General features: G+C 38.9%; 20 protein-coding genes and 1 tRNA gene. 5 read left to right on the top strand and 16 right to left on the bottom strand.

Features of this window, described 5'->3' with window-relative positions:
• Nucleotides 1–105 precede the first annotated feature (105 nt).
• From ACTQ5J_RS00275 to ACTQ5J_RS00265, 3 genes are read right to left on the bottom strand one after another with little or no spacing between them, the layout of a single operon-like run.
• Nucleotides 106–4,350 carry an FtsX-like permease family protein gene (locus ACTQ5J_RS00275; RefSeq protein WP_441749959.1) on the bottom strand — a complete coding sequence of 1,415 codons (4,245 nt, stop codon included), beginning with the start codon at nt 4,348–4,350 and terminating at the stop codon, nt 106–108.
• Nucleotides 4,351–4,375: 25 nt separating this feature from the next.
• Nucleotides 4,376–5,077: an ABC transporter ATP-binding protein gene (locus ACTQ5J_RS00270; RefSeq protein ID WP_441749958.1), complete on the bottom strand. Its 702-nt coding sequence runs from the start codon at nt 5,075–5,077 to the stop codon at nt 4,376–4,378.
• A gap of 54 nt (nt 5,078–5,131) precedes the next feature.
• The gene (locus ACTQ5J_RS00265) at nt 5,132–6,331 is read right to left on the bottom strand and encodes a class I SAM-dependent rRNA methyltransferase (RefSeq protein ID WP_441749956.1); all 1,200 of its coding nucleotides are present in this window, start codon (nt 6,329–6,331) and stop codon (nt 5,132–5,134) included.
• A 235-nt stretch (nt 6,332–6,566) separates the two neighbouring features.
• Here ACTQ5J_RS00265 and ACTQ5J_RS00260 point away from each other — a divergent pair, with 235 nt between their 5' ends.
• Both ACTQ5J_RS00260 and ACTQ5J_RS00255 read left to right on the top strand, forming a co-directional pair.
• Nucleotides 6,567–7,136, top strand: a complete 570-nt coding sequence (locus ACTQ5J_RS00260; RefSeq protein WP_441749954.1) for a TetR/AcrR family transcriptional regulator — start codon at nt 6,567–6,569, stop codon at nt 7,134–7,136.
• Between the two features lie 456 nt (nt 7,137–7,592).
• Complete coding sequence (locus ACTQ5J_RS00255) at nt 7,593–7,778, top strand: hypothetical protein (RefSeq protein ID WP_441749953.1); 186 nt, start codon at nt 7,593–7,595, stop codon at nt 7,776–7,778.
• 547 nt (nt 7,779–8,325) lie between these two features.
• Here ACTQ5J_RS00255 and ACTQ5J_RS00250 read toward each other — a convergent pair.
• From ACTQ5J_RS00250 to ACTQ5J_RS00220, 7 genes are all read right to left on the bottom strand, one after another.
• Nucleotides 8,326–9,645, bottom strand: a complete 1,320-nt coding sequence (locus ACTQ5J_RS00250; RefSeq protein WP_441749952.1) for a hypothetical protein — start codon at nt 9,643–9,645, stop codon at nt 8,326–8,328.
• Between the two features lie 113 nt (nt 9,646–9,758).
• Nucleotides 9,759–10,460 (bottom strand): hypothetical protein, encoded by a 702-nt coding sequence (locus ACTQ5J_RS00245; RefSeq protein ID WP_441749951.1) that lies wholly within the window; start codon nt 10,458–10,460, stop codon nt 9,759–9,761.
• Entirely contained in the window at nt 10,453–12,048 is a 1,596-nt protein-coding gene (locus ACTQ5J_RS00240) for a hypothetical protein (protein WP_441749950.1), read from the bottom strand. The genes ACTQ5J_RS00245 and ACTQ5J_RS00240 overlap by 8 nt, the downstream gene beginning before the upstream one ends.
• Before the next feature lie 594 nt (nt 12,049–12,642).
• Nucleotides 12,643–12,725: transfer RNA gene (locus tag ACTQ5J_RS00235), tRNA-Leu, on the bottom strand.
• A 45-nt stretch (nt 12,726–12,770) separates the two neighbouring features.
• The gene (locus ACTQ5J_RS00230; RefSeq protein WP_441749949.1) at nt 12,771–13,145 is read right to left on the bottom strand and encodes a MerR family transcriptional regulator; all 375 of its coding nucleotides are present in this window, start codon (nt 13,143–13,145) and stop codon (nt 12,771–12,773) included.
• Between the two features lie 131 nt (nt 13,146–13,276).
• Nucleotides 13,277–15,463: a Tex family protein gene (locus ACTQ5J_RS00225; RefSeq protein WP_441749948.1), complete on the bottom strand. Its 2,187-nt coding sequence runs from the start codon at nt 15,461–15,463 to the stop codon at nt 13,277–13,279.
• A 9-nt stretch (nt 15,464–15,472) separates the two neighbouring features.
• Complete coding sequence (locus ACTQ5J_RS00220; RefSeq protein WP_441749947.1) at nt 15,473–16,207, bottom strand: metallophosphoesterase family protein; 735 nt, start codon at nt 16,205–16,207, stop codon at nt 15,473–15,475.
• Nucleotides 16,208–16,495: 288 nt separating this feature from the next.
• On the opposite strand from ACTQ5J_RS00220, the gene ACTQ5J_RS00215 reads away from it, so the two are divergent.
• The 3 genes from ACTQ5J_RS00215 to ACTQ5J_RS00205 all read left to right on the top strand — a co-directional run bounded on the left by ACTQ5J_RS00215 (nt 16,496) and on the right by ACTQ5J_RS00205 (nt 20,774).
• Nucleotides 16,496–17,950, top strand: coding sequence for an NCS2 family permease (locus ACTQ5J_RS00215; protein WP_441749945.1), 1,455 nt, complete (start codon nt 16,496–16,498; stop codon nt 17,948–17,950).
• 920 nt (nt 17,951–18,870) lie between these two features.
• On the top strand, nt 18,871–19,206 hold the full coding sequence (locus ACTQ5J_RS00210) for an iron-sulfur cluster biosynthesis family protein (RefSeq protein WP_441749943.1): 336 nt from the start codon (nt 18,871–18,873) through the stop codon (nt 19,204–19,206).
• 203 nt (nt 19,207–19,409) lie between these two features.
• Nucleotides 19,410–20,774 (top strand): MFS transporter, encoded by a 1,365-nt coding sequence (locus tag ACTQ5J_RS00205; protein WP_441749942.1) that lies wholly within the window; start codon nt 19,410–19,412, stop codon nt 20,772–20,774.
• Between the two features lie 95 nt (nt 20,775–20,869).
• On the opposite strand, the gene ACTQ5J_RS00200 is transcribed toward ACTQ5J_RS00205, so the two are convergent.
• From ACTQ5J_RS00200 to ACTQ5J_RS00175, 6 genes are all read right to left on the bottom strand, one after another.
• Nucleotides 20,870–21,289 carry a hypothetical protein gene (locus ACTQ5J_RS00200; RefSeq protein ID WP_441749941.1) on the bottom strand — a complete coding sequence of 140 codons (420 nt, stop codon included), beginning with the start codon at nt 21,287–21,289 and terminating at the stop codon, nt 20,870–20,872.
• Between the two features lie 650 nt (nt 21,290–21,939).
• Nucleotides 21,940–23,214 (bottom strand): ABC transporter substrate-binding protein, encoded by a 1,275-nt coding sequence (locus ACTQ5J_RS00195; RefSeq protein ID WP_441749940.1) that lies wholly within the window; start codon nt 23,212–23,214, stop codon nt 21,940–21,942.
• Between the two features lie 43 nt (nt 23,215–23,257).
• Nucleotides 23,258–24,079, bottom strand: a complete 822-nt coding sequence (locus tag ACTQ5J_RS00190) for a carbohydrate ABC transporter permease (protein WP_441749939.1) — start codon at nt 24,077–24,079, stop codon at nt 23,258–23,260.
• A 6-nt stretch (nt 24,080–24,085) separates the two neighbouring features.
• Nucleotides 24,086–24,982: a carbohydrate ABC transporter permease gene (locus ACTQ5J_RS00185; RefSeq protein ID WP_441749938.1), complete on the bottom strand. Its 897-nt coding sequence runs from the start codon at nt 24,980–24,982 to the stop codon at nt 24,086–24,088.
• Nucleotides 24,975–26,012, bottom strand: coding sequence for an ABC transporter ATP-binding protein (locus ACTQ5J_RS00180; RefSeq protein WP_441749937.1), 1,038 nt, complete (start codon nt 26,010–26,012; stop codon nt 24,975–24,977). The genes ACTQ5J_RS00185 and ACTQ5J_RS00180 overlap by 8 nt, the downstream gene beginning before the upstream one ends.
• Before the next feature lie 226 nt (nt 26,013–26,238).
• On the bottom strand, nt 26,239–26,565 hold the full coding sequence (locus ACTQ5J_RS00175) for a DUF896 domain-containing protein (protein ID WP_441749936.1): 327 nt from the start codon (nt 26,563–26,565) through the stop codon (nt 26,239–26,241).

The raw sequence follows: 26,565 nt of genomic DNA, 5'->3' as shown, positions 1-26,565 counted from the left end.
TTCAACATAAAGCCCCTCAGGACAAAATAAGGCTAAACCTTTCGCGACGCACAACAACAATAAAAAAAGCTACTGGACTCTCTGAATCCAGTAGCTAAAAGCTTGTTAATCAACGGCTTTCAAAGCTTCGACCATATCTATTTTTCTTAACTTCTGATGCATAAACAGCATCACGATACTTGAAAACAAGAAGGTTAAACCTGCAGATACAAGATAACTATCCCAATAAATAATTGGATGGAATAATAAATTATTTGGCTGCATCATCTTCATTAAAAAGCTCGTTAATAGATTTCCTAAGCCCAGGCCAAGGATTGAACCTATACTAGTTAAGACAAGTATTTCTTCAAAAATATACATACTAACTTCTTGATTGTAAAAGCCTAACACTTTGATAGTTGATAATTCCCGCATTCGTTCAGCGATATTTATATTCGTTAAATTATATAAAACAACGAAAGCCAAACCAGCCGCCGATATAATCAGAACAATTGTAATGACATCTAAACTTCCCAGTGACTGCCCTGCTTGATCAGCAACTGTTTCAAGATTAAGCAAAGTTAAAATACGATCATCGCTCGAAAAATCTTTTTCTAACTGACGACTATCAATGCCCTTTGCATACTGAATATAAAAAGCATTAGCTTGTGCTTCTTTTAAAAATTGTTTTTCATACGTTTGAGGCGAAAGGTATAAACTATGTCCAATATAGTGTTCAGTAATTGCTGAGACTTGGAATTCAAATAACTGTTCAGTTTCATCTTTTAATTCTAAGACTTCTCCTTCATCAAAAGATAAATGTTCAGCTATTCTTTCCGTTAAAATGACCCCTTCGGTGCTTAAAGCAAGAGTTTCATCTGGCTGACTTCGACGTCGTAAACTAATAAAGTCTGCCAAAGCATCATCATCAACCAATGGTACAACCACAGAGATCGCTTGATTCACTTTATCTGAACGATTAGTTTCAAGTTGCTCGGTATAAATTGGTACAAAACCTTCAATCGCTGGATTGTTAGTCAGCTCCATCATAAAGGCTTCAACATCATCAGACTCTTGTTGACTGTTTAAATACACCATAGCGTTATAGGTTTGAATTTCAGTCATTTGTTTATCTACAATTCCTGAAATCGTATCACTAATTCCATAACCAGTAACAATTAGCATCGTACAGCCTGCAACTCCAAATAATGTCATCATGTTTCGTCCTTTATAACGTAAGAGATTCCGAATGGTCATCTTCCGTTTAAAACTTAGAACATTCCACAACCAAGTGATTCTTTCAAATATAATTTTCTTACCTGATTTAGGGGGTTCCGGTTGAAGTAGCATTGCCGGTTGAGTTTTTAAGATATTGATTGGAGTGACAATCGCTGGCACCAGAGCACAACTTAGCGCAATGATAGCCACCAGCACATTCACACTATACGAGGTCACTACTACTTGATCCTCCAAGTAATACATCATATTATAGGCATTCATAATAACCGGCGGAAACACCCGATAGCCCACAATAATTCCAAAAATCACCCCTACAACACTAGCTAAACCAGCATAGGTCACAAATTTTGATAAAATGACATAGGTTGGGTAACCCATTTGTTTCATCGTTCCCATATAATTTCTTTGTTCACTACCCATTCTTTTAACCGTCGTAAAGGTGACTAAGACTGCGATTGCAAAAAAGAATACGGGAAATATATTACTGATAATATTTAATTTCTCGGCATTTTCATAAACACTTTCATATGGCTGTAAAGTATCACGACCATTGACATAATAAATTGGGCCTTCCAAAGTGGCGAGTTCTTCTTCTGCAGTTGCCAACTCTTCTTCTGCCTCTGCTAATTCAATTAAGCCAGCTGTTGCTTCATCCAATAATGTTAGTTCATTGCTAGCATAGTCTTCTTCTCCGTCACGAAGTTCACGGTAACCTTCATATGCTAAACGTTTACCATGTTGTAATTCATGCCACGCGTCTTGAAGGTCAAGGCGGCCTTGTGATAGTTGAGCCTGTCCGTCAAATAAGGCATTGCGCCCCTCTTCAAGTTGTGTATAGCCTTCATCTAAGGCGATGCGCCCTTCATCTAATTCAGCTTTGGCAAGTGCTAATTGACTTTGGCCATTTATTCGTTCGTTATCTAATTGGATGCGACCGGCAGTTAACTGGCTCAGACCTGCTTCATATTGAGATAAACCACTAGCGTACTCAGCCCAGCCGGCATCCAATTTGGTTTGGGCTGCATTGAGTTGTGCCTCAGCTGCTTGCATCTGCTCGATTGCTTCAATCAGCTGTCGAATTTGTGCCTCAATATCTGTTTGTGAGGCTAACAATTCGTCAATTTGCTGTTGAATGGCTTCTTGGTCAATATCTGCCCATAATTCTTGAAGCAATTCTACTTCAGACACCTTCTCGATTTGGCTTTGTCTTAAGCGCTCTATTTGCCCTTGAGTGGTTTCAATTTGAGCATTTACCTCCGCTAATTCGGTCTGATTAGCCGTTAATTGGCTTTGGGCTGCTGTCACTTCAGTTTGTGCCTGTGAGACAAGTTGACTCTGCTGTTGGGCTTGAGATTGAACTTCCATTAGTTGAGCTTGAAGAGATTGATAGTCCGGATTGGCGATCGACTCGCCTTCTTCACCAGTATCTGGATCAAGTTCGCCTGGGATAGTAGGCGGTGTTGCTTCGAGTAAGGCCTGGATACGAGCGACCTCTTCTAGTAACGGACTGAGTGTATTTTCTTGAGTGACTAAATTATCATGTAAAGCTACAAGAGTTACTTCTTGAGTTTCGATACTTGTTTCTAATTCCGTTTGGCGAGCAAGCAGTGTTTCTTGACTCGTTTCTAGTTCAGAAATCTCTGCTTGAATCGCCGCTAATTCTTGACCCAAAGTTTCTAATTGCTGAGGCAATTCGCTTAAATCATCTTCCAATTGAGAGACTAACGATTCAACCGAAAGGCCGATTTCTTCTAAGTAAGCCAGAATCGCCTCTGGATCTTCAAACCCTTCGGGAATTTGTTGAGTTAATTCATCAATTAATTGTTGGCGAGCGGCTGTTAACTCTGCACGGCCTTCATCGATTTGTCTTTGGCCATCGATTAATTCTAAGCATCCAACTTCAAGTGCCGCATAGGCGCTAGTCAGTTCGACTTCACCGGCTTTTAATTCTGCTTCGGCTAAGGCGATGCCATCTTCAAATGCGCTCAGACCTGCATAATACTCTGCTAATCCTGCTTGATAAACGCCTTCGTTTTCGAGTAGTCGTTTTTGGTTAGCATTTAATTCCAACCAACCTGCTTGTAAAGCCGCTTGACTATCCTCGAGTTCTTGTCGACCTTCAAACAGTTGAAGCTGACCTTCTATAAGCTCTTCTTGGCCTTCACGGTACTCAAACCAGCCTCCGTCTAATTCCTTGCGCCCCTCACTAAGTAAACGATGGCCGTTGCTTATTTCAAGATAGCCGTCTGAGATTTCTTTGCGTCCGTCGCGAAGTAATTGGTTGAGGTCACGGCGCATTTCATTTAAGCGTGCCAAAGGTTGACCATTCAAACTTTCTTCGATTGATTGTTTGCTCTCTAAGGCAATCGCATCATATTCGTCGGAATACGCATCATAGGCGCTAGCTTCATCTACCCAGTAGTAGACTTCACTATAAATATCTCCAGCTACATTTTCTTCAGGCACTACTGCAAAGGCTGAAACGGTACCAGGTCCACGAGAAATCCGTTCGAAATATAAAGGGGTCTCAACAAAGCCCACCACAGTATATTCTGTTTCTAGTAAGTGAGGTGCTTCAACTGTCAACGAGTTGGACTCTGCTTGGTGGGAGCCGGAACTTGCCAGGGTTTCTTCTTCAAAGGACGTCTCATTGTAGTTGCTAGGTTGTTCTAAAGTCACCACATCGCCTAATTGAATGCTGTCACCGTCTTCGTTCATCTGCTTCATAAGTAGTGTGTCCAAGGCGATTTCCTTACTTGCTTCTGGTAAATGACCTTGTACAATGTTAAAGAAATGTTTGGGTTCTTGTGGCTTATGGGTGTAAATTTTGGCCGTTTCGGTGCCGGGTTTTAATGTCGAGTCGAAACTTTTCATCGGTAGCCAGGTGATGCCGTGTTGCTTGGCCAGTATGTCAAGGTCGCTCGAGTTGATGCCGCTGGTCGAGAGTATGGTGCCGTCGGGTAGTTGGTAGTTGTCAAAGTATTGGATGGCTGTTTGTGTCATCGCGGGTCCGGTCGCTTTGATGCCAATAAAAAAGGCGACGCCTAGACTAATGATTGCAAAGATCGATAGAAATCTCGGGAAGGATTGTTTGATTTCACGTAAGTTGTCTTTCCAGATTGTTGAGTTCATCGTATCACATCACTTTCTAACACTGTTACCATTGGATATCATCTACTTTTTTCGGATGGTCGTTACAGGTCATTTCGCTGACTTTACCATTGCGTATTTTGATGACTCGATTGGCCATTTGAGCGATGGTTTGGTTATGAGTAATGACAATCACGGTTGTGTTAGTTTCGTGACAGGTATCTTGGAGCAATTGCAAGACTTGTTTTCCTGTTTCATAGTCCAATGCACCGGTCGGTTCGTCACACAATAACAACTTAGGTTTACCTGCAATCGCTCTGGCAATCGATACTCTTTGTTGTTCCCCGCCCGATAGTTGGGCTGGGAAGTTATTTAAGCGATGGCCGAGGCCACAATCCATTAAGGTTTGTGCTGCGTCGGCATTGCTACCGGCAATTTGAATCATCAGTTCGACATTTTCTTTGGCTGTCAGATTGGGAACCAAGTTATAATTTTGAAAGACAAATCCGACGCCATAACGGCGGAAGGTTGTCAGTTCTTTAGTGGAATATGTGGCAATGTTTTCTTTGTCAATGAGGACATCGCCTGAAGTGGCTTGGTCCATGCCACCTAGTATATTTAAAGTCGTTGACTTTCCTGCACCAGATGGGCCAAGAATGACAACGAATTCACCTTTTTCAATCTTAAAGTTTATGCCGTCATTGGCCCGGGTTACCACATCACCCGTTCTATATTCTTTAACGACGTCTTTTAATTCGATATAAGCCATGTGTTAGTTAACCCCTTCTTTCTAATATCTAATTACGTTAGCGCTTGTGTTTGCTTAATTATTGCGGTAGAAGACTAATACTTTTAAGTAGTGGCTTTCTGCATCAAGACTCGCTGGGAAATCAAATGGTAGACCATAAGACTGTATCATCTGAAAATGTCCTGAATGTGAACGACCGACTTGCGACATTTCATTAATAAAGGCTTCTTTTTTATAACCACTGTGGTTGGTACTTAAGATACATAAGCCTCCAGGTGCCGTAAGGTCAAATAAATCTTGTGCTAATTGTGCGTAATCTTTTTCGGCTTTAAACAGGCGTTTTTTAGTGCGGGCAAAACTTGGTGGATCACAAACGACTAGATCGAAGGTTAAGTTATGTCTTTTCGCATAATTCACATAATCGAATACGTCCATCACACGAACTTCATGTTGAGGTGGTTGAGCATCAATGCCATTTAATGCAAATTGCTCTTTCGTCTTTTCAACACTACGATTAGCAACATCGATGCTGACCGTTTTAGCTGCGCCTCCGACAGCCGCTGCGACTGAAAATGCGCCAGTGTAGCTAAATAAGTTTAAGACATTTAAATCTTGTGCTTGCGTTTGTACAAATGAACGGACTTCACGTTGATCTAGGAAGATGCCAGTCATCCAATCCTCGCCTAAATATACAGCGTAATCAATTGAATTCTCTTTAATCACTAACGGTTGTGGAGCAGCTTCACCACTTGTATGAGCAATTGCTGATTCATTATCGAATAATTTGAAGCGCTTTGTTTCATAGATACCTTTGATATTAGGTAATAATTCTTGTAAAGCCGCTACAAACCACTCACGGTATTCATATATTCCTCTTGAATACCAGTTGAATTGAATGTATGCTTCGTACCAATCAATCGTTACACCGCCAATGCCGTCACCTTCTCCATTGAATAAACGAAAAGCGGTTGTGACACTTTGGTCTTCTGATAGAAATTTTTGTCTGATTTCGATTGCTGCTTCTAAGCGTTGTGTAAGCAACTCTTCATCCCAAAACTCGTCTTGCTCATTCGTAAATACCCAAGCGAGTCCTTTATTCTGACGGCCCACTAATGCTTTAGCATTTAAACGACGGTCTGCGTCGCTTAACATAATTACCATGCCTTCTTCTAAGTGTTCCGCTTGCTCTGTTTGTTCAAAGTCATCAATTGTGATTAAACGCTCGCCTGCTAATATTCTTTTCGTTGCTAGTGGTCTTAAACGGTATCTTTTCATACGTATCCCTCTATCTCTTTGTTTATTATTTGTTAGTTCTTACAGTGTCTATGTATCAAGTCTTTGATTATTTTCGTGCGCTACTCATTATAGTACATACAAGTGCCTTTCACTTATAACTATTCGATGTTACAATAGTAACACCTGATAATTTGGACTTCAATAGATAAAGCCTCAGATGTGACACTCAAAGGACTTTTGCTACACCTACACCAACAGATGAAAGGAGTATTCTATGGCATCCCCTAGCAATCAAGAAATCAACCAACTGACCCGCGAGGCAATTATGACCGCCATGATGCAACTACTCGATCATAAATCGATCGATCAACTCTCTGTCACGGAATTAACCAAACGAGCCGGTGTTTCTAGAATGGCCTATTATCGTAACTATGATTCGATGACGGCGATTTTTCAAGATATTTGCAATCAACTCTTTTATCGAATCCTCGCTGAAGGTGAAGCCTTCATCTTAGGAGGCGATTGGTATCAGTTTTGGTTACATCTGTTTACTTTCCTCTACGAGAACCAAGCCGAAGTGAAGCTTGTCTTGGGAAGTGAAATGCAGAGCTATTTTGTTCTTAATTATTTGAACTCGGCTTTTTCTGAAGATTACAGTGAAGCAAGTATGCGTTATAATGTGCGTGGTATGATTGGACTGGCCTTTAATGTGATGACCGAATGGGTCAATAATCAATTTGATATTTCGCCGAATGAATTGGCAGATTTATGTATGAATTTTACGACGCAACAATCGACAGATGTGAATCATATTGTCTTTAATACTAATAAAGCATCAATTTAACTTTAAAGTATCTTCAAAGATGTTGCCATTTAGATACTTTTTACCGTTATATTGATGTGTTGAGTGTATCCTGAAGATGCCGTCATTCATTTAAGGTGCTTTTACTTGAAAACTTTTCTTTAGCTTTCAAGCTTAAGTTTTTTTAATCATTTTAGACATGAGAAAGAGGTGTTTTATTGGTTTATTCATGATCCAAATTTTTGCTTGAGGAGTATGCTTTAAAAGCGGCTGAAAAAGTAGTCGTTCATGGACAGATCGAGGGTGTTTATACTTTAATTTCTGTTCAACCTTAGAGTAATCTTTACTATATAATGCTCGGTGCGCATCCAGGAGAAGCTGTGGCTAATATTGTGCCTTTTTTCGAAGACTGCAAGCAATTACCGACCATCCATTCAATCGAACAACAAGCTGCTACGATCATCATTACTGGGAAAGTCTCCTTAAGAAGCAAAAATGATGCAAACGATTCGTCATATTCTTGATACTTTTCCAGAAAAACTTCGCAAATTGGGTTATGAGACGGACGATGTTAAAACAGGCATCAATGATGGTTCGGTCAAATTGAGTCAATTTAATGAGTACTATACGTATTTATCCGAGGAGAATTATTATTTAACGCTCGAAGAAGTCAAGGAACAATAGACCCAATTTACCAACAAAAAAGAGAATATGTTGCTTGGTTTAGTGGGTGCCCTAATGGGTGCTTCACTAAGTGCTTTGTTGTAGTTCTTTATCGGTTTACTTGGCTATTTTGCTTGGGTTGCGGCTATCTTGGCTTTGTTCTTTGCATTCAAGAGTTATCAAATCGCTGGTGGGAAAGTCAGTAATGTCGGCGTGATTTTAGTTTTTATTCTGACCATTTTTATGGTTTTTTAGGCAATCATGCGGTTTGGGCTTGGACAGCTGACGATGGCTACGATCAATTTTATTGGTATGCTTTCAGGAATATCCATCGGGTGATTTTAAGCGAACCCTCGGTTCGCATGAATTATCTATTTGATGTTGGCCTAGGGGTGGGTGTGATTTCTCTCATTGGCATTCCTTTTATGAGGTCACTGTATAAAGAGAACACGAGTCATTACGAAGTCAAAAGATACGACTAAATAAACAAGAGCTTTACTCAGATGATTGAGTAGAGCTCTTGTTTATAGCCGTCTAATTTAATAATTAGTTTTTCAATGAAGTTTTTTTAAGGACTTAAAAGCTCCTCAAGAATATAATCCGCTTCTGCTCCGGTCATTTTTCTAATGTCGTCTAATCTGGGGATTTCTCGTTCAATTGGCTTCACAGTATAATCCAAGCGGTACTCGGTTGTTTCTAAACCGGCCGTTTCATCACTGAATATATTAAATTCAATCTGTTCCACGATTCCGACTAAAGTCATACGATAAGTTTGAGTGGCCTTATTATACGCCATATTTACCTTCGTTAGTTTGTCCAACATCACATTATTATCCAAGCTCATTTGACGGGCAAAATTGTCATTAACTCTTACGGTTTCTTCAGGAAGTTGTGGCAACATCAAGTCACTTAATTCAGAATCAACGGCAACTTTGAAATTCAAGCTGTTATCTTTTTCTGAAATTTGAAAGCGCTGCTCACTCGTTACATTCCAATCTAAATGTGTTCTATTTTCTGTCGCTGGCAAAACTTTCATTCCTAAGTGAAAGTCAAAACCGAAATTGGTCGACCTTCTAAAGAGATACTCTGGAATCTCAAGTCTTTCTAGTGAAAGTAAATAAAGTTCATTCACCTGATATAGGCTATCAGCCGAGATGCGACTCAAACGATTTAAATCTGGCAACATCAAGAGTGTTTTGAACGGATCACTTTGTAGATTGACACGGTTTAATTCGGAACTTTCAATCGCCACAAACACATCATGTAAATCCGCTACTTGTTCTTGAATCGCTCGGTTGAAATAAGGTTGATTAAAAAACGCCATCGAATCCAACCATTCAAACGTTTTTACGTAGGCTAAATCAAAGTGCCGGTAACTGATAAACTCAAAATCATATTGCTTCGGGGCGGCTTTGGGAAAATGGTAAGTGATTCTTCCCATTAGATCCCCATCGGTTTGATTTCCGACATAATCACCTTGTGCAACAATTTCTTCTGTTTGAGTATCCGTTAGTGTGTAATTGATTTGATAATGTTCAATGGTTTCTAAGCCGCTCAAAGCTTTCACAAAATCATTAATTTTTTGTTCATCTCGATAAGCCTTAGCCTGCGCTTCATCAACTGGTGTTTCTTCAGCAGATATTTCTGAATCCATTGTCGCCTGCTCGTCCTCGCTAACTGACTCACTATACGCCTCACTTGATAGGTCCTTTTCAGTTTCATTGACTGAGTCGGACGTAATGGCTCTTTGAGAGTCAACTCTTTCTTCAATATCATTCAATCGCGAATGAACTGTCTTTGCGTTAATCGCTTCAACTGTAAGGTTAAATAGAACCGCTTGACTGGTTAATGCCAGTAACAGTAAATAATAAATTTTTCTACTCGGCACTGAAACACCGCCCTTCTTCTCGTATTTTCCTCTCTCTTAGTCTAGCTAATTTACTCGCATTTTACAAGAAGTTCAAAAGCAATCGCTTCATTTATTAACGAGACTTCTAATGATTAGGTGATGGCTGAATAAGCAAGATAGAGTATAAATAGACCTCTGACGATCAGTCCTAAAGCTGACAAACCAATTAAGAAAGCAATAATCGGTCCTGGTGTCGCATCTTGCACAAATAAATTAACCAACCAATGAGAAATTGTCTCTAGATTAAATAAAATCACACTACCAATCACGGCGAATAACACATAGATTCCTATTGCAAACCAAGCAGTATTCCAAATTTCTTGATTACGTTCTCGCTGAGTGCTCTTGGCATTTTCAACTAACAAGGTCAAGTTTTCATTACTGATTTTAGCCTCTTCCCCTTCTGCGATTGCATACTCTGAGTGCGATTTTTCAACAAAAGCATAGCTAGCGTCTGCAAAAGACACCAACTGATTATTGAAATCAATTCTCGCTTTTAAAACAGCAGCATATTTCTCATTAACCCTTGTTGCTAGATTATTTTGTACTTCTAAGGCAGATTTTTTAATTAATTGTTGCTCAGATAAATTCATAAAATAGGCTGAATCAGAAGAGTCACTTTGTGTCTTACGTAAACGATAGAGTTCTTCTTCGTCGAGGGAGTTCAGTTTCACAATATAGGATTCATTAAGATAGCCGTTCTCTGGTTTATTTGATTCTTGTCTAACTTGCCAGAAAAACAAACCGAGAATTACTAGATAAACTCCGAAGAGACCTAACATGCTTTTATTCATTCTGATCACCTCCCGCTTGATAGATCAGCTCTCCCGCCTGTTTAATACTCTGGGCTAGGATACTTAAATTCTCAGGCCCTTCATCTTGCACCCCTAAATTCTGTCCTGTTACTTCAACCATTCCAGACAATTCTAAAGTGATGCCGGGCGTATACACATAATAACTCTCAAAAAAGGAAGCATTGTCTGGCTTGATTTCCAGCCAATTTTCTTGTTCATTACTTGCAATGACTTTTCCAGTAATAGTCAAAGGGGCTTTAAAATTTGGAAGAATCTCCCAATACTCTTGCGTCAACGTTTCAAACTCTAGCTTAGCATTACCTCTTCCACTTGCTAGTCGCGTATAAGGCAAATAACTATCATATATTTTGTCTGGATTGGCCAGTTGTTCAGCGCTAGCAATATGGTACTCATCTTCAGCAAGTAAGATGTCGCTTGCTTGTTCCTTCGACACAGTGTTTATGCTGTCAGGAAAGACTGCTTCAATTTCTTCGAAAGTTAACAATCGATACATACTAATCGTTTCGTCCGTAAAACCTTCCTTTTGTATTGAAATATGACCTAAGCGATACTCACCACGATCCTCATAAATCGTATCCAAAAAGGCTTGTTCAATCTCTACATCTGTCAACAGTGGATCCAACAATTTCGCAAAGAAATAAAAGAAACTTCGCCTCTGATCTTCGAGGTTATTGATGGCGGGTGTTTGTGTGTCATTATGAGCAATTGTAAATCTAATCTCAATTCGTGAGCCCGCACCGGACTGACCAGAAAAAATATAGAACTCATTTAAACGACCAAATTCAGCTAACTCCTCAGGATAATAATACACCGTATTTCCCATCGCAGTTAGGTGTTCTTCACCTAATTCAAAGCCAAAAGTCTGACTGATTTCATGTAGAATTCGATTAATAAACACTCGATTAACATAAACTTCTTCTTGATTGTCGGCATAATCTTTGGCATAAATATTAGGAAATTCCGTTGAGTCGTCATACAATGTTGTCACAATGTTTTGAACACTTTCGTCTTCAAAAACTGTATCGAAGTATTCATACATGACCTCAAAGGCAAGGTATTCTTTTTCATCTTCTATATAATTATAGGTATTCACCGCATGTCCGCCTAAAATAAAATTCTGTGTGCCACTTAAATCCATTAACCACTGATCATAGGCCTCTTGAATAGCCTCTTCGCTAAGCGACTCATCTACTAAGTTTACCAAACGGTGAATCGTTTCAAAATCAGCAACTTTTTCAGAAGCCACTTTTTGGTAAATATAAAAACCTTGGCCGTGAGTGCTTTTACCGGTATAAAAACTAACACTAAGCCCGTCCTCGCCCAATGGTATTTCTACTTGAAAACGACTTTCCCCATCCCTTTGATCAAGGTACATTTCCTTAGAGCCTTCTATATCAAACTCCGTCATCACCTGAGTAATCAATCGATTAGTTAGCCCACTCGACGTATGAGGGATTGCCTTTCCTTCATAATTCTCCATCAGCACATTTGGTAAAGTTTGCCCTGATATTCTTGGCAAGCCAATAAAACACAACATTAATATAAATATAATTGAACGTTTCAGCATCCTTCCACCCTCTCTCATTCACTTTCTCTAAGTATCTTTACATTAAATATACTTAAAACTGAACGTATAAAACAAGAAATAAGCCTCTAAATAGGCATATTTAAACAAATTCTCACGCCATATTATCCCAAAAAGTAAATCGGTCAAAATAAACACTCATCACTCTTTAAAAACCAACTATATTTGCCGTTTATTTGAAGCCTAATCACTTAATTTACTCCTTAAGATAAACTATGAGTAAGTTCTAAAAATATGCTCTAATTTCTTCTTGTGGGTGGATGTACAGCAATTAGAAGGTGATTTTAGTATGCCACATTTCACTATAAGGGGTTAAATTTCTAGGTTTGGGAATACTCGATACAGTCTTATTCGATTATAAAGTTTGCTAGAGACATGAAACAGTTAGTCATCACTTAGCTTACATCGTCGCGAAACGCACTACGTTTTCTGAACCAAGAGTCGCCCCCTGGCTCAATAATAAGAATAGTTGGCTTCAGTTTGAGACCTATCAACTAGTTCAATCACTCCTAATGAAATAAAAAACGCCCATGAAGAACTTTATCTTCATGGACGTTTAGATTAGTAGTTATGATATGCGGTCGATGGGATTTGAACCCACACATCCTTTAGGACACCAGCCCCTCAAGCTGGCGCGTCTGCCATTCCGCCACGACCGCAATTTTCAACAACAATATTATTGTAGGGCATCCTGACCTATTTTGTCAATCACTTTCTTCATATAAACGAATTTGCTGACTCAGTTGATGTAAGGCAGTCTCTAATATCTGCTTGCGATAAGCCAGTTCTCTTTGTTCTGAATCGATTGCTTCAATCTCTTGTTTGACTTTTTCCACCCGGCGCAGCAATTTTGTTTTTAACCCCACACTATCCTGATGATCCTGTTTGAGTTCAACAATACTGTCGATAGTTAAGCCCATTGTTCTCAGTTGCAACACGCTTTGCAAAGTCACTTCATCTTTTTCTTCCCATTCGAAGGAATCATTAATGCAGGTAGGATTCAACAAGCCACGTTCGATATAGTAGCGCAAGGCCTCTCTCGAGACGGCATACTTTTGTTCAATATCAGATGTTTTCATAAAATTCTCCTCTTTTCAAAGCACAGAATTTAAGTTGAATCTATTTTACCGCATTGCTTATCAGATTGCACCTCACAATCCAAAAAAAATACTAGTGGATCTTGAAAAATCATGACCACTAGTATACTGAATTAGTTATTTATTTTAGGGAATAAACGTTTCAAACCGATACGACTTTTCGCCTTATCAACAGAAATCACTTCTACTTCAACAATATCTCCAACTGAAACTGCTTCGGAAGGATGCTTAATGAATTTTCTAGATAACTTAGAAATGTGAATTAAGCCGTCTTCTTTTACGCCGATATCCACGAAAGCACCAAAGTCTACTACGTTACGAACCACCCCTTGTAACTGTAGACCTTCATGTAAATCATCCATCGTTAACACGTCTTCACGTAAGATAGGTGCATCCTGGCCATCACGAATATCTGCGCTAGGATTCATTAAGCCATCGATGATATCTTGTAATGATTCCACACCTAAATCAGAATCAAGGGCTAAAGTTTTAACGTCGATTGTCTTTAATTTCTTATTCGCATCGTCTGTACCCAACTCTGATAAGTCAACTTCAGCCATCTTCAGAATCTTCTTAGCATCTTTATAAGTTTCAGGGTGAATACTTGTTTGGTCTAATGGATTCTTCCCATCAAGAATACGTAAGAAACCAACCGCTTGCTCATAAGTTTTAGGTCCTAAACGTTTGACATCTTTAATTTGCGTACGGTTGTCAAAGCGTCCTATTTCATCACGCAAAGCAATAATGTTTTTAGCTGTTGTCGTCGTTAAACCAGAAACGTGTTGTAATAAAGGGACGCTGGCTGTGTTAATGTCCACACCAACCTGATTCACCGTGATGTTTACCACGAAATCTAACTGATCAGTTAACATATTCTGAGCCACGTCATGTTGGTATTGACCGACTCCCATCGATTTAGGATCGATTTTAATTAACTCAGCTAAAGGATCCTGTAAACGACGCGCAATACTTACCGCACTTCGTTCTTCCACTTGATAATCTGGGAATTCTTGACGGGCAATTTCACTCGCACTATAAACGGAAGCGCCAGCTTCGTTGACGACAATAAACTGAACTTTACGGTCTAATTCTTGAACGATTTCGTTTACAAAGGTTTCTGATTCGCGGCTGGCTGTTCCGTTACCAATTGCAATTACGTCAACTTGATGTTTTTCAATCATTGCTTTTAATGCCGGTCTCGCTGCGGCTCTTTGCTTAGCGTTGGCAGGTTTATGAGGGTAAATAACGTCCTTATCCAAGACACGTCCCGTTTCATTAATAACGGCTAACTTACATCCTGTACGGTAAGCTGGGTCTAATCCTAATACGATACGCCCTTTTAGTGGCGGTTGTAACAGTAAGTGACGCAAGTTATCACCGAATACTTGAATGGCTTGTTTGTCTGCTCTTTCTGTTGCTTCATTTCTCAACTCACGTTCAATCGCTGGTCCAATGAAACGTTTGTAGCTATCCTCGATAGCCGCTTGAATTAACTCACGTCTAACTTCTGGAAGTGCAGAAGCAATCGTTCGTTGACTCATATAGCGAATCACAGGCACTTCATCAATCACAAGTTTTGCGGATAGAACTCCTTCTTTTTCAGCACGATTGATTGCCAAAATACGGTGTTCGGGCAACTTGTTAATGCCTTCTGAAAAATCATAATACATTTGATAGACTTTAGTTTCGTCTAAACTTTCATCTTTTAATTTAGTCGTCAATTTCGCATTGTATCGAGAATACTTACGGATAAATTCACGGTAAGTCGCATTATCAGAGACTTCTTGTGCAATAATTTCATGTGCACCTGCTAAGGCAGCTTCAGCCGTCTCAACTTTCTCGTTGATATATTCCGCTGCTTTTTCTAAAGGCGTTACTTGTGGATCAGCGCTCGATTGCAACCAATCCGCTAAAGGTGATAAGCCATTTTCTTCTGCGGTCATCGCCTTCGTGCGACGTTTTTGTTTAAATGGACGATAAATATCTTCAATTTGTTGTAAAGTCGTTGCTTGTTCAATTTGCTGACTTAAGGCATCTGTCAGCTTGTCTTGCTCACCAATCAAACGCGTCACTTCTTCTTTTCTTTGTCTCATATTCATCATGTATTGATATTTTTGCTCAATCAAATGAATTTGAACTTCATCTAACGAACCCGTCACTTCTTTACGGTAACGTGCAATAAAAGGAATGGTATTGCCTTCTCCTAATAATTTTAACACCGAATCTACTTGCGTGGGTTTAACTTGAACCTCACTACTAATTTGCTTAATTACTTGCTTGTCTTCTAATACCTCTGTCATGTCCGTCTCCTAACTCTTTACTTGAAACATTTGTTTTACTTCTTGGCGATTCATCTGCAAAGCCAGTAAACTTCCACCATAAACTGCGCCGCCATCGATACCCCATTTGTCATCTTTTTGCCAAACATGGACGGCCGATCGGTTATTGTGCAAATTCATTACGGGCGTATGTCCAAAGACAATCGTTTTGCCCGTTTGGTTGGCGGCTTCGTGAAAGTCCTGACGAATCCAAACCATATCATGTGGGCTCGTGTGTCGCCAATCATCTAAACGCAAATTAAGTCCGGCGTGCACAACGACAAAATTCCCAAATTCTACAAAATAGGGTAAATCGCGTAGCCAGCTTTCCAACCATGGATAGCGTTCATTTAATAATCTCGCAAGTTTAATACGAGAATATTGACTGACGGTTAGTGTCGATTCCCCTAACAATTGCGAAACAGTGCTCAAACCACCATTTCTTTCATAGAGGGTCCATTTACTAATCGGATTTTGAAGAAAAGCTAAAAACATTTCTTCGTGATTCCCTCTCAAGCAAATTGCCCCGTATTCCATCTGAAGTTTTCGTACAAGTAGCAAAGAATCAGCAGATTGTGGCCCACGATCAATATAATCGCCAACAAAAATTAATTGTTGTTTATCACGATTCCAATTTTTCAACATGTCTTCAAGTGATTCCTTCATTCCATGAATATCACCGATAACAAAGGCTTCTTCAAAACGCTCATCTATATATGCTTCCATCTCTATGCACCCCTTTCTTTGCTTTAGCATCCATAATTATACCATATTACCCCTTCGCTAACATTCACGAGCAACTGGAATGGCTGTTTTATAAAATTCCGTAATCATTCGGTAATAGTTATTGACCATAAAATCACGCTTATTTCACAAAAAAGCGCTCAACGAAATAAACACGAACGTTTATGTTATTTAAAATTAAATAGTTCTGTTTTATGCTTTTTTAAGGAATTTAATATGCTATACTCATTTTTGTAATTATGAAGAGTTCATTATTTTAGGAGGATTTTTGTGGAAAATTTTTTTAAGTTCGAAGAAAACGGTACTAAATTAAGTACAGAAATTACAGCTGGGATTACGACCTTCCTTGCAATGTCATACATTATTTTTGTTAACCCGTCATTATTAGCTTTGTCAGGTATGCCTAGTCAGGCTGTATTTCTAGCAACTATTTTTTCTTCTGCTATCGCAACTTTAATTTTAGGATTATTTGCTAACGTGCCTTATGCAGTTGCACCAGGTATGGGGCTAAACGCCTTCTTTACGTATACAGTTGTTTTTGCTTTAGGCTTTACATGGCAAGAAGCACTTGCAATGGTATTTATTTGTGGGGTTGTTAATATTGTCATAACAGTCACAAAAGTTCGTAAAATGTTAATTATTGCTATCCCAGATTCATTGCAACATGCGATTTCTGCAGGTATTGGGATTTTCATTGGCTATATCGGAATTAAGAATGCTGGTTTATTAAACTTTACGGTGGACGGCTACAACATCTTATCAATTAACGGTGGCGACCCAACAGCTCCAATTACAAACGGAATCGACTCACTTGTTGCCAACAGTGGAGCACTTCCTGCTTTAGTTAACTTCACAGATCCAGGTGTGTTACTTGCTTTAATTGGTTTAGTGATTACAGTTGTCTTAATGCTTAAAAATATTCAAGGTGCGATTCTAATTGGAATTGTTGCTACAACTTTATTAGCTATTCCAATGGGCTTAGTCGATTTATCAACCATTAATTTAGTAGACAATTCATTAGCAAGTGCATTTGATGATTTAGGTGAAACATTCTTGGTAATTTTCACCCCTGCAGGCCTACCGTCTTTATTCTCAGACCTCACTAAATTACCAATTGTATTAATTACTATTTTCTCATTCAGTTTATCTGATATCTTTGACACAATCGGAACATTTATTGGAACTGGTCGTCGTACTGGTATCTTCTCTGAAGAAGATGAAAAAGCGGTTCAAGACAGCAAAGGTTTCAGTTCAAAAATGGATAAAGCATTGTTTGGTGATTCAATTGGTACATTAGTTGGTGCATTGTTTGGTACATCGAACGTAACAACTTATGTTGAATCTGCTGCAGGTATTGGCGCTGGTGGTCGTACAGGTATGACATCTGTTGTCACTTCTATTTGTTTCTTATTAGCGATGTTCCTTTCACCAGTGATTGGCATTGTGCCAACGCAAGCAACTGCTCCTGCTTTAATTATTGTAGGTATTTTGATGATTGCTTCTTTAAACGATGTGGACTGGTCTGATTTCTCTGAAGCTGTTCCAGCATTCTTTGCTTCAATCTTTATGGGGCTTGCTTACTCAATCTCAAATGGTATTGCAGCTGGTTTCATCACATACGGTTTAGTAAAAACTGTAAAAGGTGAAGGAAAAGACGTTCACCCTCTTATCTGGGTATCCATTGTACTGTTCATCTTAAACTACATTGTGATGGCCTTTATTTAAATAAATTAAGGGGTCGACCATCTGGTCGACTCTTTTTTTGTTAGTTGTTGAAGAATATTGGATTGGAAACGCCTAATAAAATTGATGTCGTTAGCTGCATTATCAATGTTTAGTGATATAACAAACTGCTACATCACCTGGAAGTGATATAACAAAGCACTACATCACCTGGAAGTGATAAAACAAACCGCTACATCACCTGGAAGTGATATAACAAACTGCTACATCACCTGGAAGTGATATAACAAATCGCTACATCACCTGGAAGTGATATAACAAACTGCTACATCACCTGGAAGTGATATAACAAACTGCTACATCACCTGGATGTGATATAACAAATCGCTACATCACCTGGAAGTGATATAACAAATCCCTACATCACCTGGAAGTGATATAACAAATCGCTACATCACCTGGAAGTGATATAACAAACTGCTACATCACCTGGAAGTGATATAACAAAGCGCTACATCACCTGGGAGTGATATAACAAACTGCTACATCACCTGGAAGTGATATAACAAAGCGCTACATCACCTGGAAGTGATATAACAAACTGCTACATCACCTGGGAGTGATATAACAAATCGCTACATCACCTGGAAGTGATATAACAAAGCGCTACATCACCTGGAAGTGATATAACAAAGCGCTACATCACCTGGAAGTGATATAACAAACTGCTACATCATCTGGAAGTGATATAACAAATCGCTACATCACCTGGAAGTGATATAACAAATCGCTACATCACCTGGAAGTGATATAACAAATCGCTACATCACCTGGGAGTCTACTTCAAACAGCCATCTCTTCATCTTCATCTTCATCTGCATCTTTTACTAAATATTAAATGTAATATTATGGTCTAAAGCTGACTGTTGCGTTATAATTGAAGTAGTAAAGGGAGTGATTAGATGAATTTAACATTTACCCAAGAGGCAAGCACATTTCTTGAAAAGAAAGCAGCAGTCAATCAGCTGAGTCTTTTTTATGATACTGGCACAGAGGTCTGTGCCTGTGCAAATTCTGGTGTATTCATTCTAAGAGCCAATGATGCCCAAGAAGTGTACGATACGACGATTGAAAGTAATTTAGGGCCAATTAAAGCGCAAAAGTCTGCATTAATTTATTTAGATCAAGAAAACATAATTGATTTAAAATTACGGTCTAATGCCTTCGTCTTAAAAAGCGAGCGCGGCTACCTTAATTTAAATATGCGTTTAGAGATTAAGGCTGACGAAACGGTTTAAATATAACTGAGTGAGAGCGACACATTACTTTTGTAGTGTGTCGCTCTTTTGTTTCTTATGAGGGCGCCAACCTTTTTTGAAGTTCGTTCTCTTCTGCCGTCTTTATTTTTTTCACAAACTTCCTTTTGAAACAGTGTTCCTATCAATCCTATTTTGTTATATAATAATGCAAACTAAGTCTGCTTTTAAGGGAGGGGTGGCAAATGAATTCTAAGAAGGGGTTAAGGTTGAATTATTGGCAAATTTCTCTGATTGGCGTGGGCTTTATGGCCTCGAGTTTGGCTTGGGCGGTTTATAATGCTCAGGTGCCTTTGATTTTGGATGAGCGGTTCAGTATGAGTCGGACGATGATTGGGACGATTATGACGATTGATAATTTTTTTGGGGTTATTCTGCAGCCTTTGATTGGTGCTTGGAGTGATAAAACTAGGAGTCGTTTAGGGCGACGGTTGCCATGGATTGTGCTTGCTATTCCGATTTGCGCGTTTCTGTTTGCATTCATTCCTTTGCAGATGATTCTTTGGCAATTCATGGGCGTTATTATTGCCTTTAACCTATTAATGGCTTTGTGGCGGAGTCCTGTGGTAGCAATTATGCCGGATGTGACGCCGTCGCCTTTGCGCAGTGAAGCCAATGGAATTATTAATTTAATGGGGGGCCTTGGGTCAATTATTGCGTTTTATTATGGTGGCCTGTTGTCGGATATTCGCGAGGACAAGTTTTATGCTTTCTTAATGGCATCGGTGATTATGATGCTTGCCTTAATCTTTCTGTATTTGTTTGTTCGTGATCCGGATTCGATTAGCTTTAGAGAAGAAAAGCAGTTACCGATTCGTGATACGATTGCCAATCGTTGGGCGCGAACTGCTAGGGACCAATTTAGCTTGTATCAAGCCGAGCTGTCGACTCAATCAGTTACCGACTTTGAGAGTTTGTCAAAGATTAAGTCGAAGACGGGGAGTATGACTACCTTCATGGCTTTACCTTCGCAATATAAAGTAAGTTTAGGTGCTTTATTGTTAGCAATTTTTGCTTGGTTCATGGGTAATAATGCGATTGAAACCTTCTTTACCTTGTATGCGACGAATACTTATGGAATTAGTGGTGGGCAAGCGACGGTCATGTTAGCAGGTTTCTCATTATTTTTCTTGTTGTTTGCTATTCCGGCGGGTCGCCTCGGTCACAAGTTTGGACGTAAGAAAACAATTTTGTTTGGCATTGTGGGCTTTATCGGAATTTTCGTCTTGATTATCGCCCAACCTAGTCAACATTTATTGCAGCTTCTCCTAATGATTGGTGGTTTTTTCTGGGCGTTGATTAATATCAATTCCCTACCGATGGTGCTGGAGTTCGCTTCGATTACGTCGATTGGGACTTTTACTGGTTACTATTACCTCTTCTCTTTCTCAGCTTCCATTGTAAGCCCAATTTTTTATGGTTTGTTGCAAGATGTGTTTCAAACTGATCATCTCTTGTTCGTTTTTGCTTTAGTTTGTTTTATCGTGGCTTTAATCTGCATGAAGTTTGTAGCACACGGTGAAGAAAAGAGTCTAGAATTAAACGACTGATTTGGTCGTTATTGTAAATAGGAGTAAATAACACACACGCTAATCAACCTTCATCAAAGGCTGATTAGCGTGTGTGTTTGCGCTATTAAGTTTTCTTACTTGTTTAATTCGATTGTTATCAGCTTGTCTAATTCGTCGACTTGGTCATAGAGATAGACTAATTGTTCACGGCGTTTTTTTAAATTACTCTGGACGGAAAGGTCTGTAAAAATGTTATCGAACCAGACATCAAACATTTCAGAAGCAAAATCTAAATTTAACTGCTCGGGTAGTTCCAAGTTGATGTCACCGTACTCTTTTTGTAATCTTTGCAACGCCAGTTCGATTTCTTCCATTAATTGATTACTTTCTTTCATGCGCCCTCTTTTGACCATGCTTGAAATCATGCCACCTGCAAATATATCATAGAGCCCCCAATTTCTTGCACTATCGATTTTCTCCAGAGCTTGCTCAATTAAGGTTCGAACGATTTCGGCTTGGTCTTTCACATCTTTAAGTTCTTTATTCATATCCATTATATCTTCATTCCCTCTTTATAAATTTAAAGCAGTATTGCTTCGATTGTTTAGCGAAATTATTCAGTGCCTTTCTTATGACAGCTTTTTTCCTTCTCATTTCTTAATGTTTCACCTCTGACCATAACTAGTCTATCCGCTGCTATTTTATTGGCAACCTTTTTGAATCTTCAGACCTCTTTACCAGACTGACACACCCTTTCTACTCTTTCGTCTATTTTAACGAATATCCAGTCTTGAGTCGATTTTCACACCCTTTTTACCAAAAAATGACCTTCATTCGTTTTGTGCTCGATGTTAGTAGAATCGATCATCTTTGACGTTTTAACTAAAGAAATGAGTGGGCACGTTAGGTGGGGAACAAGTCGATTTAACCTATCAGTCAGCCTGTTAAAATAAAAATCTTATTGTCAGTTTAATTCTAACGCAGCCACTTAGATGCTAACGGGGACAATTAGAAGTAGTGAAAAGCAATTTAGAACGGCAGAGTAATGGGAGACTTTAGTAAGGTGCCAAGAAACCAGAGGGGGGGCGTTTTTCATGATGTGGCGGCTGCGTGGCTTGTGTTTGGCTTATTTTCCCTAAATAAAAAACTAGCATACCGAAGTATCCTAGTTTCTCGTCATTTATTTATTGTTGTTGGATGAAGTTTATTCTAAACCTAAGTGGCCTTTTACTAAATCTTCAATTGTTTGGAATTCCATTGTGCTGTCTGAGTCACTTAATAAAATTCTTTCAATTGCCATTTCGATTTCAGAAAAGACTTCTGATGCGCCTACATAACCTGGTTGAGACATTCCGTAAGTTAATTCTGTAGAAGCTGCTTCTACTAATGGATTTTCTTCCAAGAATGTTGTCCATGTGTCAGATTCTGTACCTTGACTTGTAATTGGTAAGTAGCCTGTTTCTGATGCCCAACGAGCTGTATTGTCAGCTTCTAATAAGAAAGCCATAAATTGTGCTGCGCCAGCTTGTTCTTCTTCAGTAGCAGAAGAGAAAATTCCTAAGTCGTTACCTGCAAATAATGTTAATGGCTCACCTTCGCCAAACACTGGAATTTCAGCTGTTCCTAAAGTGATGCCAGATTCTTCAATACCAGGTAATACATAAGATAAACCAGCTGATGAACCGATGTATAATGCAGATTCACCTGATGAGAATGGGCCTGACATAAAGCCGTCTTCACCAGCTGTACGAGCGTGTCCCTCAGCAATTAAATCATAAATGAATTGAACGGGCTCTGTTGCTGTTTCAGAAGCAATTTCTACTGCTGATAAGTCAGGTGCAATCCAAGTTGCGCCGTTTTGACGAGCCATTGTTTCTAGTTCCATAGAAATACTATTTTCTAGACCCATTGCTGGTGTATCAATTCCAGCTTCATCTAATGCCACTCCTAAATCTAAAACTTCTTGCCAAGTTGTTGGTACTTCTGCGCCAACTTCAGCTAATAAGTCTTCGTTTACATACATTAAACGAACCGATTTAGAAAATGGAATAGCGAAAATTTCTCCATCGTAAGTTACACCGTCGATGAATCCTGGGAAGATACCGTCTTTAAGTTCAGTAGTCCAGCCGTTTTCATCTGTCATTAAACCGTCTAAAGCTAACAATAAGCCTTGGTTTTTGTAGTCTGGTGTGTTTGATGAAGTCAGTTGAGTCATTGTTGGTAAATCACCAGATGCAGCAGATGCCATGACTGATTGTTGTAAGGTGCTATAGTCACCTTGGTTTTGCTCAACCACTTCTACTGTATCTTGAGATGAGTTAAATTCTTCTACTAATGTTGTCATCATTTCTTGGTGAGGACCATTCATTGCATGCCAGAGAGTAACTTGTACTTTCTCTTGGGCAGATGCCAAAGGTGCGAATACGCTTGATACTGCCAATGCAACTAAAGCTGCAACTACTAATTTAATCTTTTTCATTAATATTTTCCCTCCTGAGAGATCATGTGAGCATTCTACAACGTTAGCCTTTCAAGCCTGAGCGAGAAATGCCTTGAATAATGTGCTTTTGCAACAATAAATAAATGACAACCATCGGAATAACTACCAATGTCGACGCAGCCATTAACAATTCAAACTTTGTTCCGGCTTCGGTCGTAAAGGCTTGTAACCCTACTGGTAAAGTACGTAGTGCTGTGTCGTTCGTGACAATTAATGGCCACATGAACGAATTCCAACTTCCAATCACTTTCAGAATCATTACTGCCACAATAGAAGATTTAGAAAGTGGTACCATCATTTCCCAAAGGAAACGCCAGTCACTTGCTCCATCAGTTTTTGCTGCATAGTAAAGTTCATCAGGAACTGATTGAAAGGATTGTTTTAACGTAAAGATTGAGAATACACTTGCTAACCAGGGAATAATTAGCGCCCAATAAGTGTTAATCATGCCCCAGCTCGCCAATGTGACGAAGTTCGGGATGGTCATTAACTCACCTGGCACCATCATTGTTGCTAACAAACATAAAAACAGAATATCTTTACCCCAAAACTTTAGTTTAGCAAAGGCAAAGGCTGCCAAAATGCTCGTAATTAACTCGCCCACTGTCGATGTGAATGTAACAATCACACTGTTGATAAAGTAGCGGGCAAATGGGGCTGCTTCAAGTGCTTTCTGGTAATTCGAGAAAAGCCAGTTTTCAGGCAACCATGAGGGTGGGACTTGAATTGCTTCCCCACCTGATTTTAAACTCGTCGTAATCATCCAGTAAAAAGGTAACACCATGATGATACTTCCTAGGAACAAGATACTATATAGTGCAATTAACTTAAAGACGTTTTTCATACTGAATTATCCTCCTCTTTTTTCAAAATAGGAATTTCCAACATATTGAATGAGGGTTATAATCAGGACAATTCCGAATAAAATAATGCCCGATGCAGCAGCTACGCCGTATTCAAACTGCACATAGAATTTTTGGAATAAGTAATAGACTAAAGTGGTCGCAGAGCCTGCTGGGCCTGGACGTCCATTAAATAATGAGTACACTTCATCAAATACTTTCGAACCGTTAATAATACCAACAATTGATAATAAGAATAAGGTCGGACGCAGTAAGGGAACCGTAATATTCCAGAACCTATTCCATGCATTCGCTCCATCAATCTTAGCGGCTTTATAGTAGTCTTCAGATATGTTTCCTAAACCAACTAAAGTCAGTAGGATATTAAAGCCAAGGCCCTTCCAAATAGACATGATAATCACGGCTGGTAAAGCCATTTTTGGATCATTCAACCAATTAATTGCATCAATCCCGACTAGGCCTAAAATAAAGTTAATCAATCCGTAACGCGAGTGATATAACCAACTCCAGACAATCGACACGGCTACCGTACTTGTTACAAAGGGTAAGAAGTAAACCGTTCGGAAGAAACTTTTGAAAATTGGAATTTGATTTAACATTAGGGCAATCAAAACCGAAATGACGATTGATGCCGGTACAACACCTATGATGAAAATACCGGTATTTTTTAATGCGGTATAAAAGCTAGGATCGTTGAAAATTTCAAGATAATTGTCTAAACCTCGCCCATCAATCGAGCCACTTAACATATTGTAATTCAGATAAAAACTCATATCGAAAGACTTGATGATCGGATAGACGGTAAACACACCAATAAAAAACAACATGGGAGCTAAATACAATAAGGCCTGTAAGGTGCTTTTTAGTGTGGGTTTCTTATTCATTCTCAACCCTTCTTTCAACTAGTTGTTCATTCTCATCGAATAATAACAAGTTGTCTGGGCTAACGTTTAGGTAAAGTGTATCTCCTACAATTGAATCTGTTTCTAAGTCGGACACCACAAATTTTTCACCTTGCCACTCACAATGAATTGTAATATCTTTACCAATTGTTTCGATTCTTTGAATGACCGCACGGATTAAGTAATCTTCTTCATTTCCTAACGTAAAGTGCTCTGAACGAATGCCTAAAGTCATCCAATTTTCTTGTATTAAAGCTGACTCTGGATTCAAAGCTAATGAGTCTTTAGTAAAGGTGTTAATAATAGGTGAGCCGATAAATTTGGAAACAAACAAGTTGCTTGGTTTACGGTAAAGCGTCACTGGATCTGTCATTTGTTGGATTTCTCCACTTTCAAGTACCATAACATTATCCGCAATACTCAACGCTTCTTCTTGGTCATGGGTAACAAATACTGTGGTAACACCCGTTTCTTGTTGAATACGACGAATCTCTTCACGCATTTCAATTCTCAAACGTGCATCCAAGTTACTTAATGGCTCATCCATTAAGAGTATTTCTGGTTCTTTTGCTAAAGCACGACTAATGGCGACCCTTTGTTGTTGACCACCCGATAATTGGCGTGGATATTTATCTAATTGATCAGCAATTTTCGTCAATAATGCCATCTCTTCTGCACGCTCGCTACGTTCCTTTTTAGATAGCTTAGCCATCTTTAGTGGGAACATAATATTCTCGCGAACTGTTAAATGGGGATATAAAGCATAATTTTGGAATACTAACCCAACGTTTCGTTTTACTGGATCAAGTTTAGTCACATCTTTGTCTCCGAAAAATATTTTTCCAGATGTGGCATTCAATAGGCCAGAAATCAGGTATAAGGTCGTTGACTTACCACAACCACTAGGACCTAAAAAAGAGATTAATTCTTTGCTAGGCAAAGTAAAATTTATTTGGTCCAACACTTTCTTATTTTCGAATTGCATTGTCACGTTTTCAAATCTAACTTGCATTCTTTCACCTCAACTTCAATTTTCAAAGCATTCGAATCAATAGTAACAGATTATTGTAAATTTTTCGTAAATTTTTAACGATTTAATATTAACATCACCGTTTTATCATGTTGTTCTCATTTTACATTAGACGTCGCTCATCAATATAACAAAACAGCCTACTAAAATCAGACGAGCTGACTTTAATAGGCTATTCATAAAATTAATTTTTTTAATAAAAAAACTGTTATTGCTCGTCTTCTTCTGGATCGAATTCTTCGATTCCTGCTAAGAATTGTTCCATCTTAGTTGGCAAATCATTTTTAGGTTCCAAGTGTCGACCATGTATTTGTTTTCCACGTTGAATACCTTTTAGGAATTCGGGAGTTAAATCGTTACCTTCGATGTCTACTACTTTTACATGCTCGATTTGGTCTTGAAATGATAAGCGAATGAGTTTAATATAGCTTTCACGTAATTCTTGTCGTAACGCTATTTCTCTTTCATCCAACCCATACATTTTTTCTTTTCTCGCATAATAATTGATACCTTGTATGATTAATTTCATATCCAT

This window comes from Fundicoccus sp. Sow4_F4, assembly GCF_052116145.1.
Taxonomy (GTDB): Bacteria; Bacillota; Bacilli; order Lactobacillales; family Aerococcaceae; genus Fundicoccus.
The sequence above is the reverse complement of the archived record's forward strand: the minus strand, read 5'-3'. Positions and strand labels throughout refer to the sequence as shown.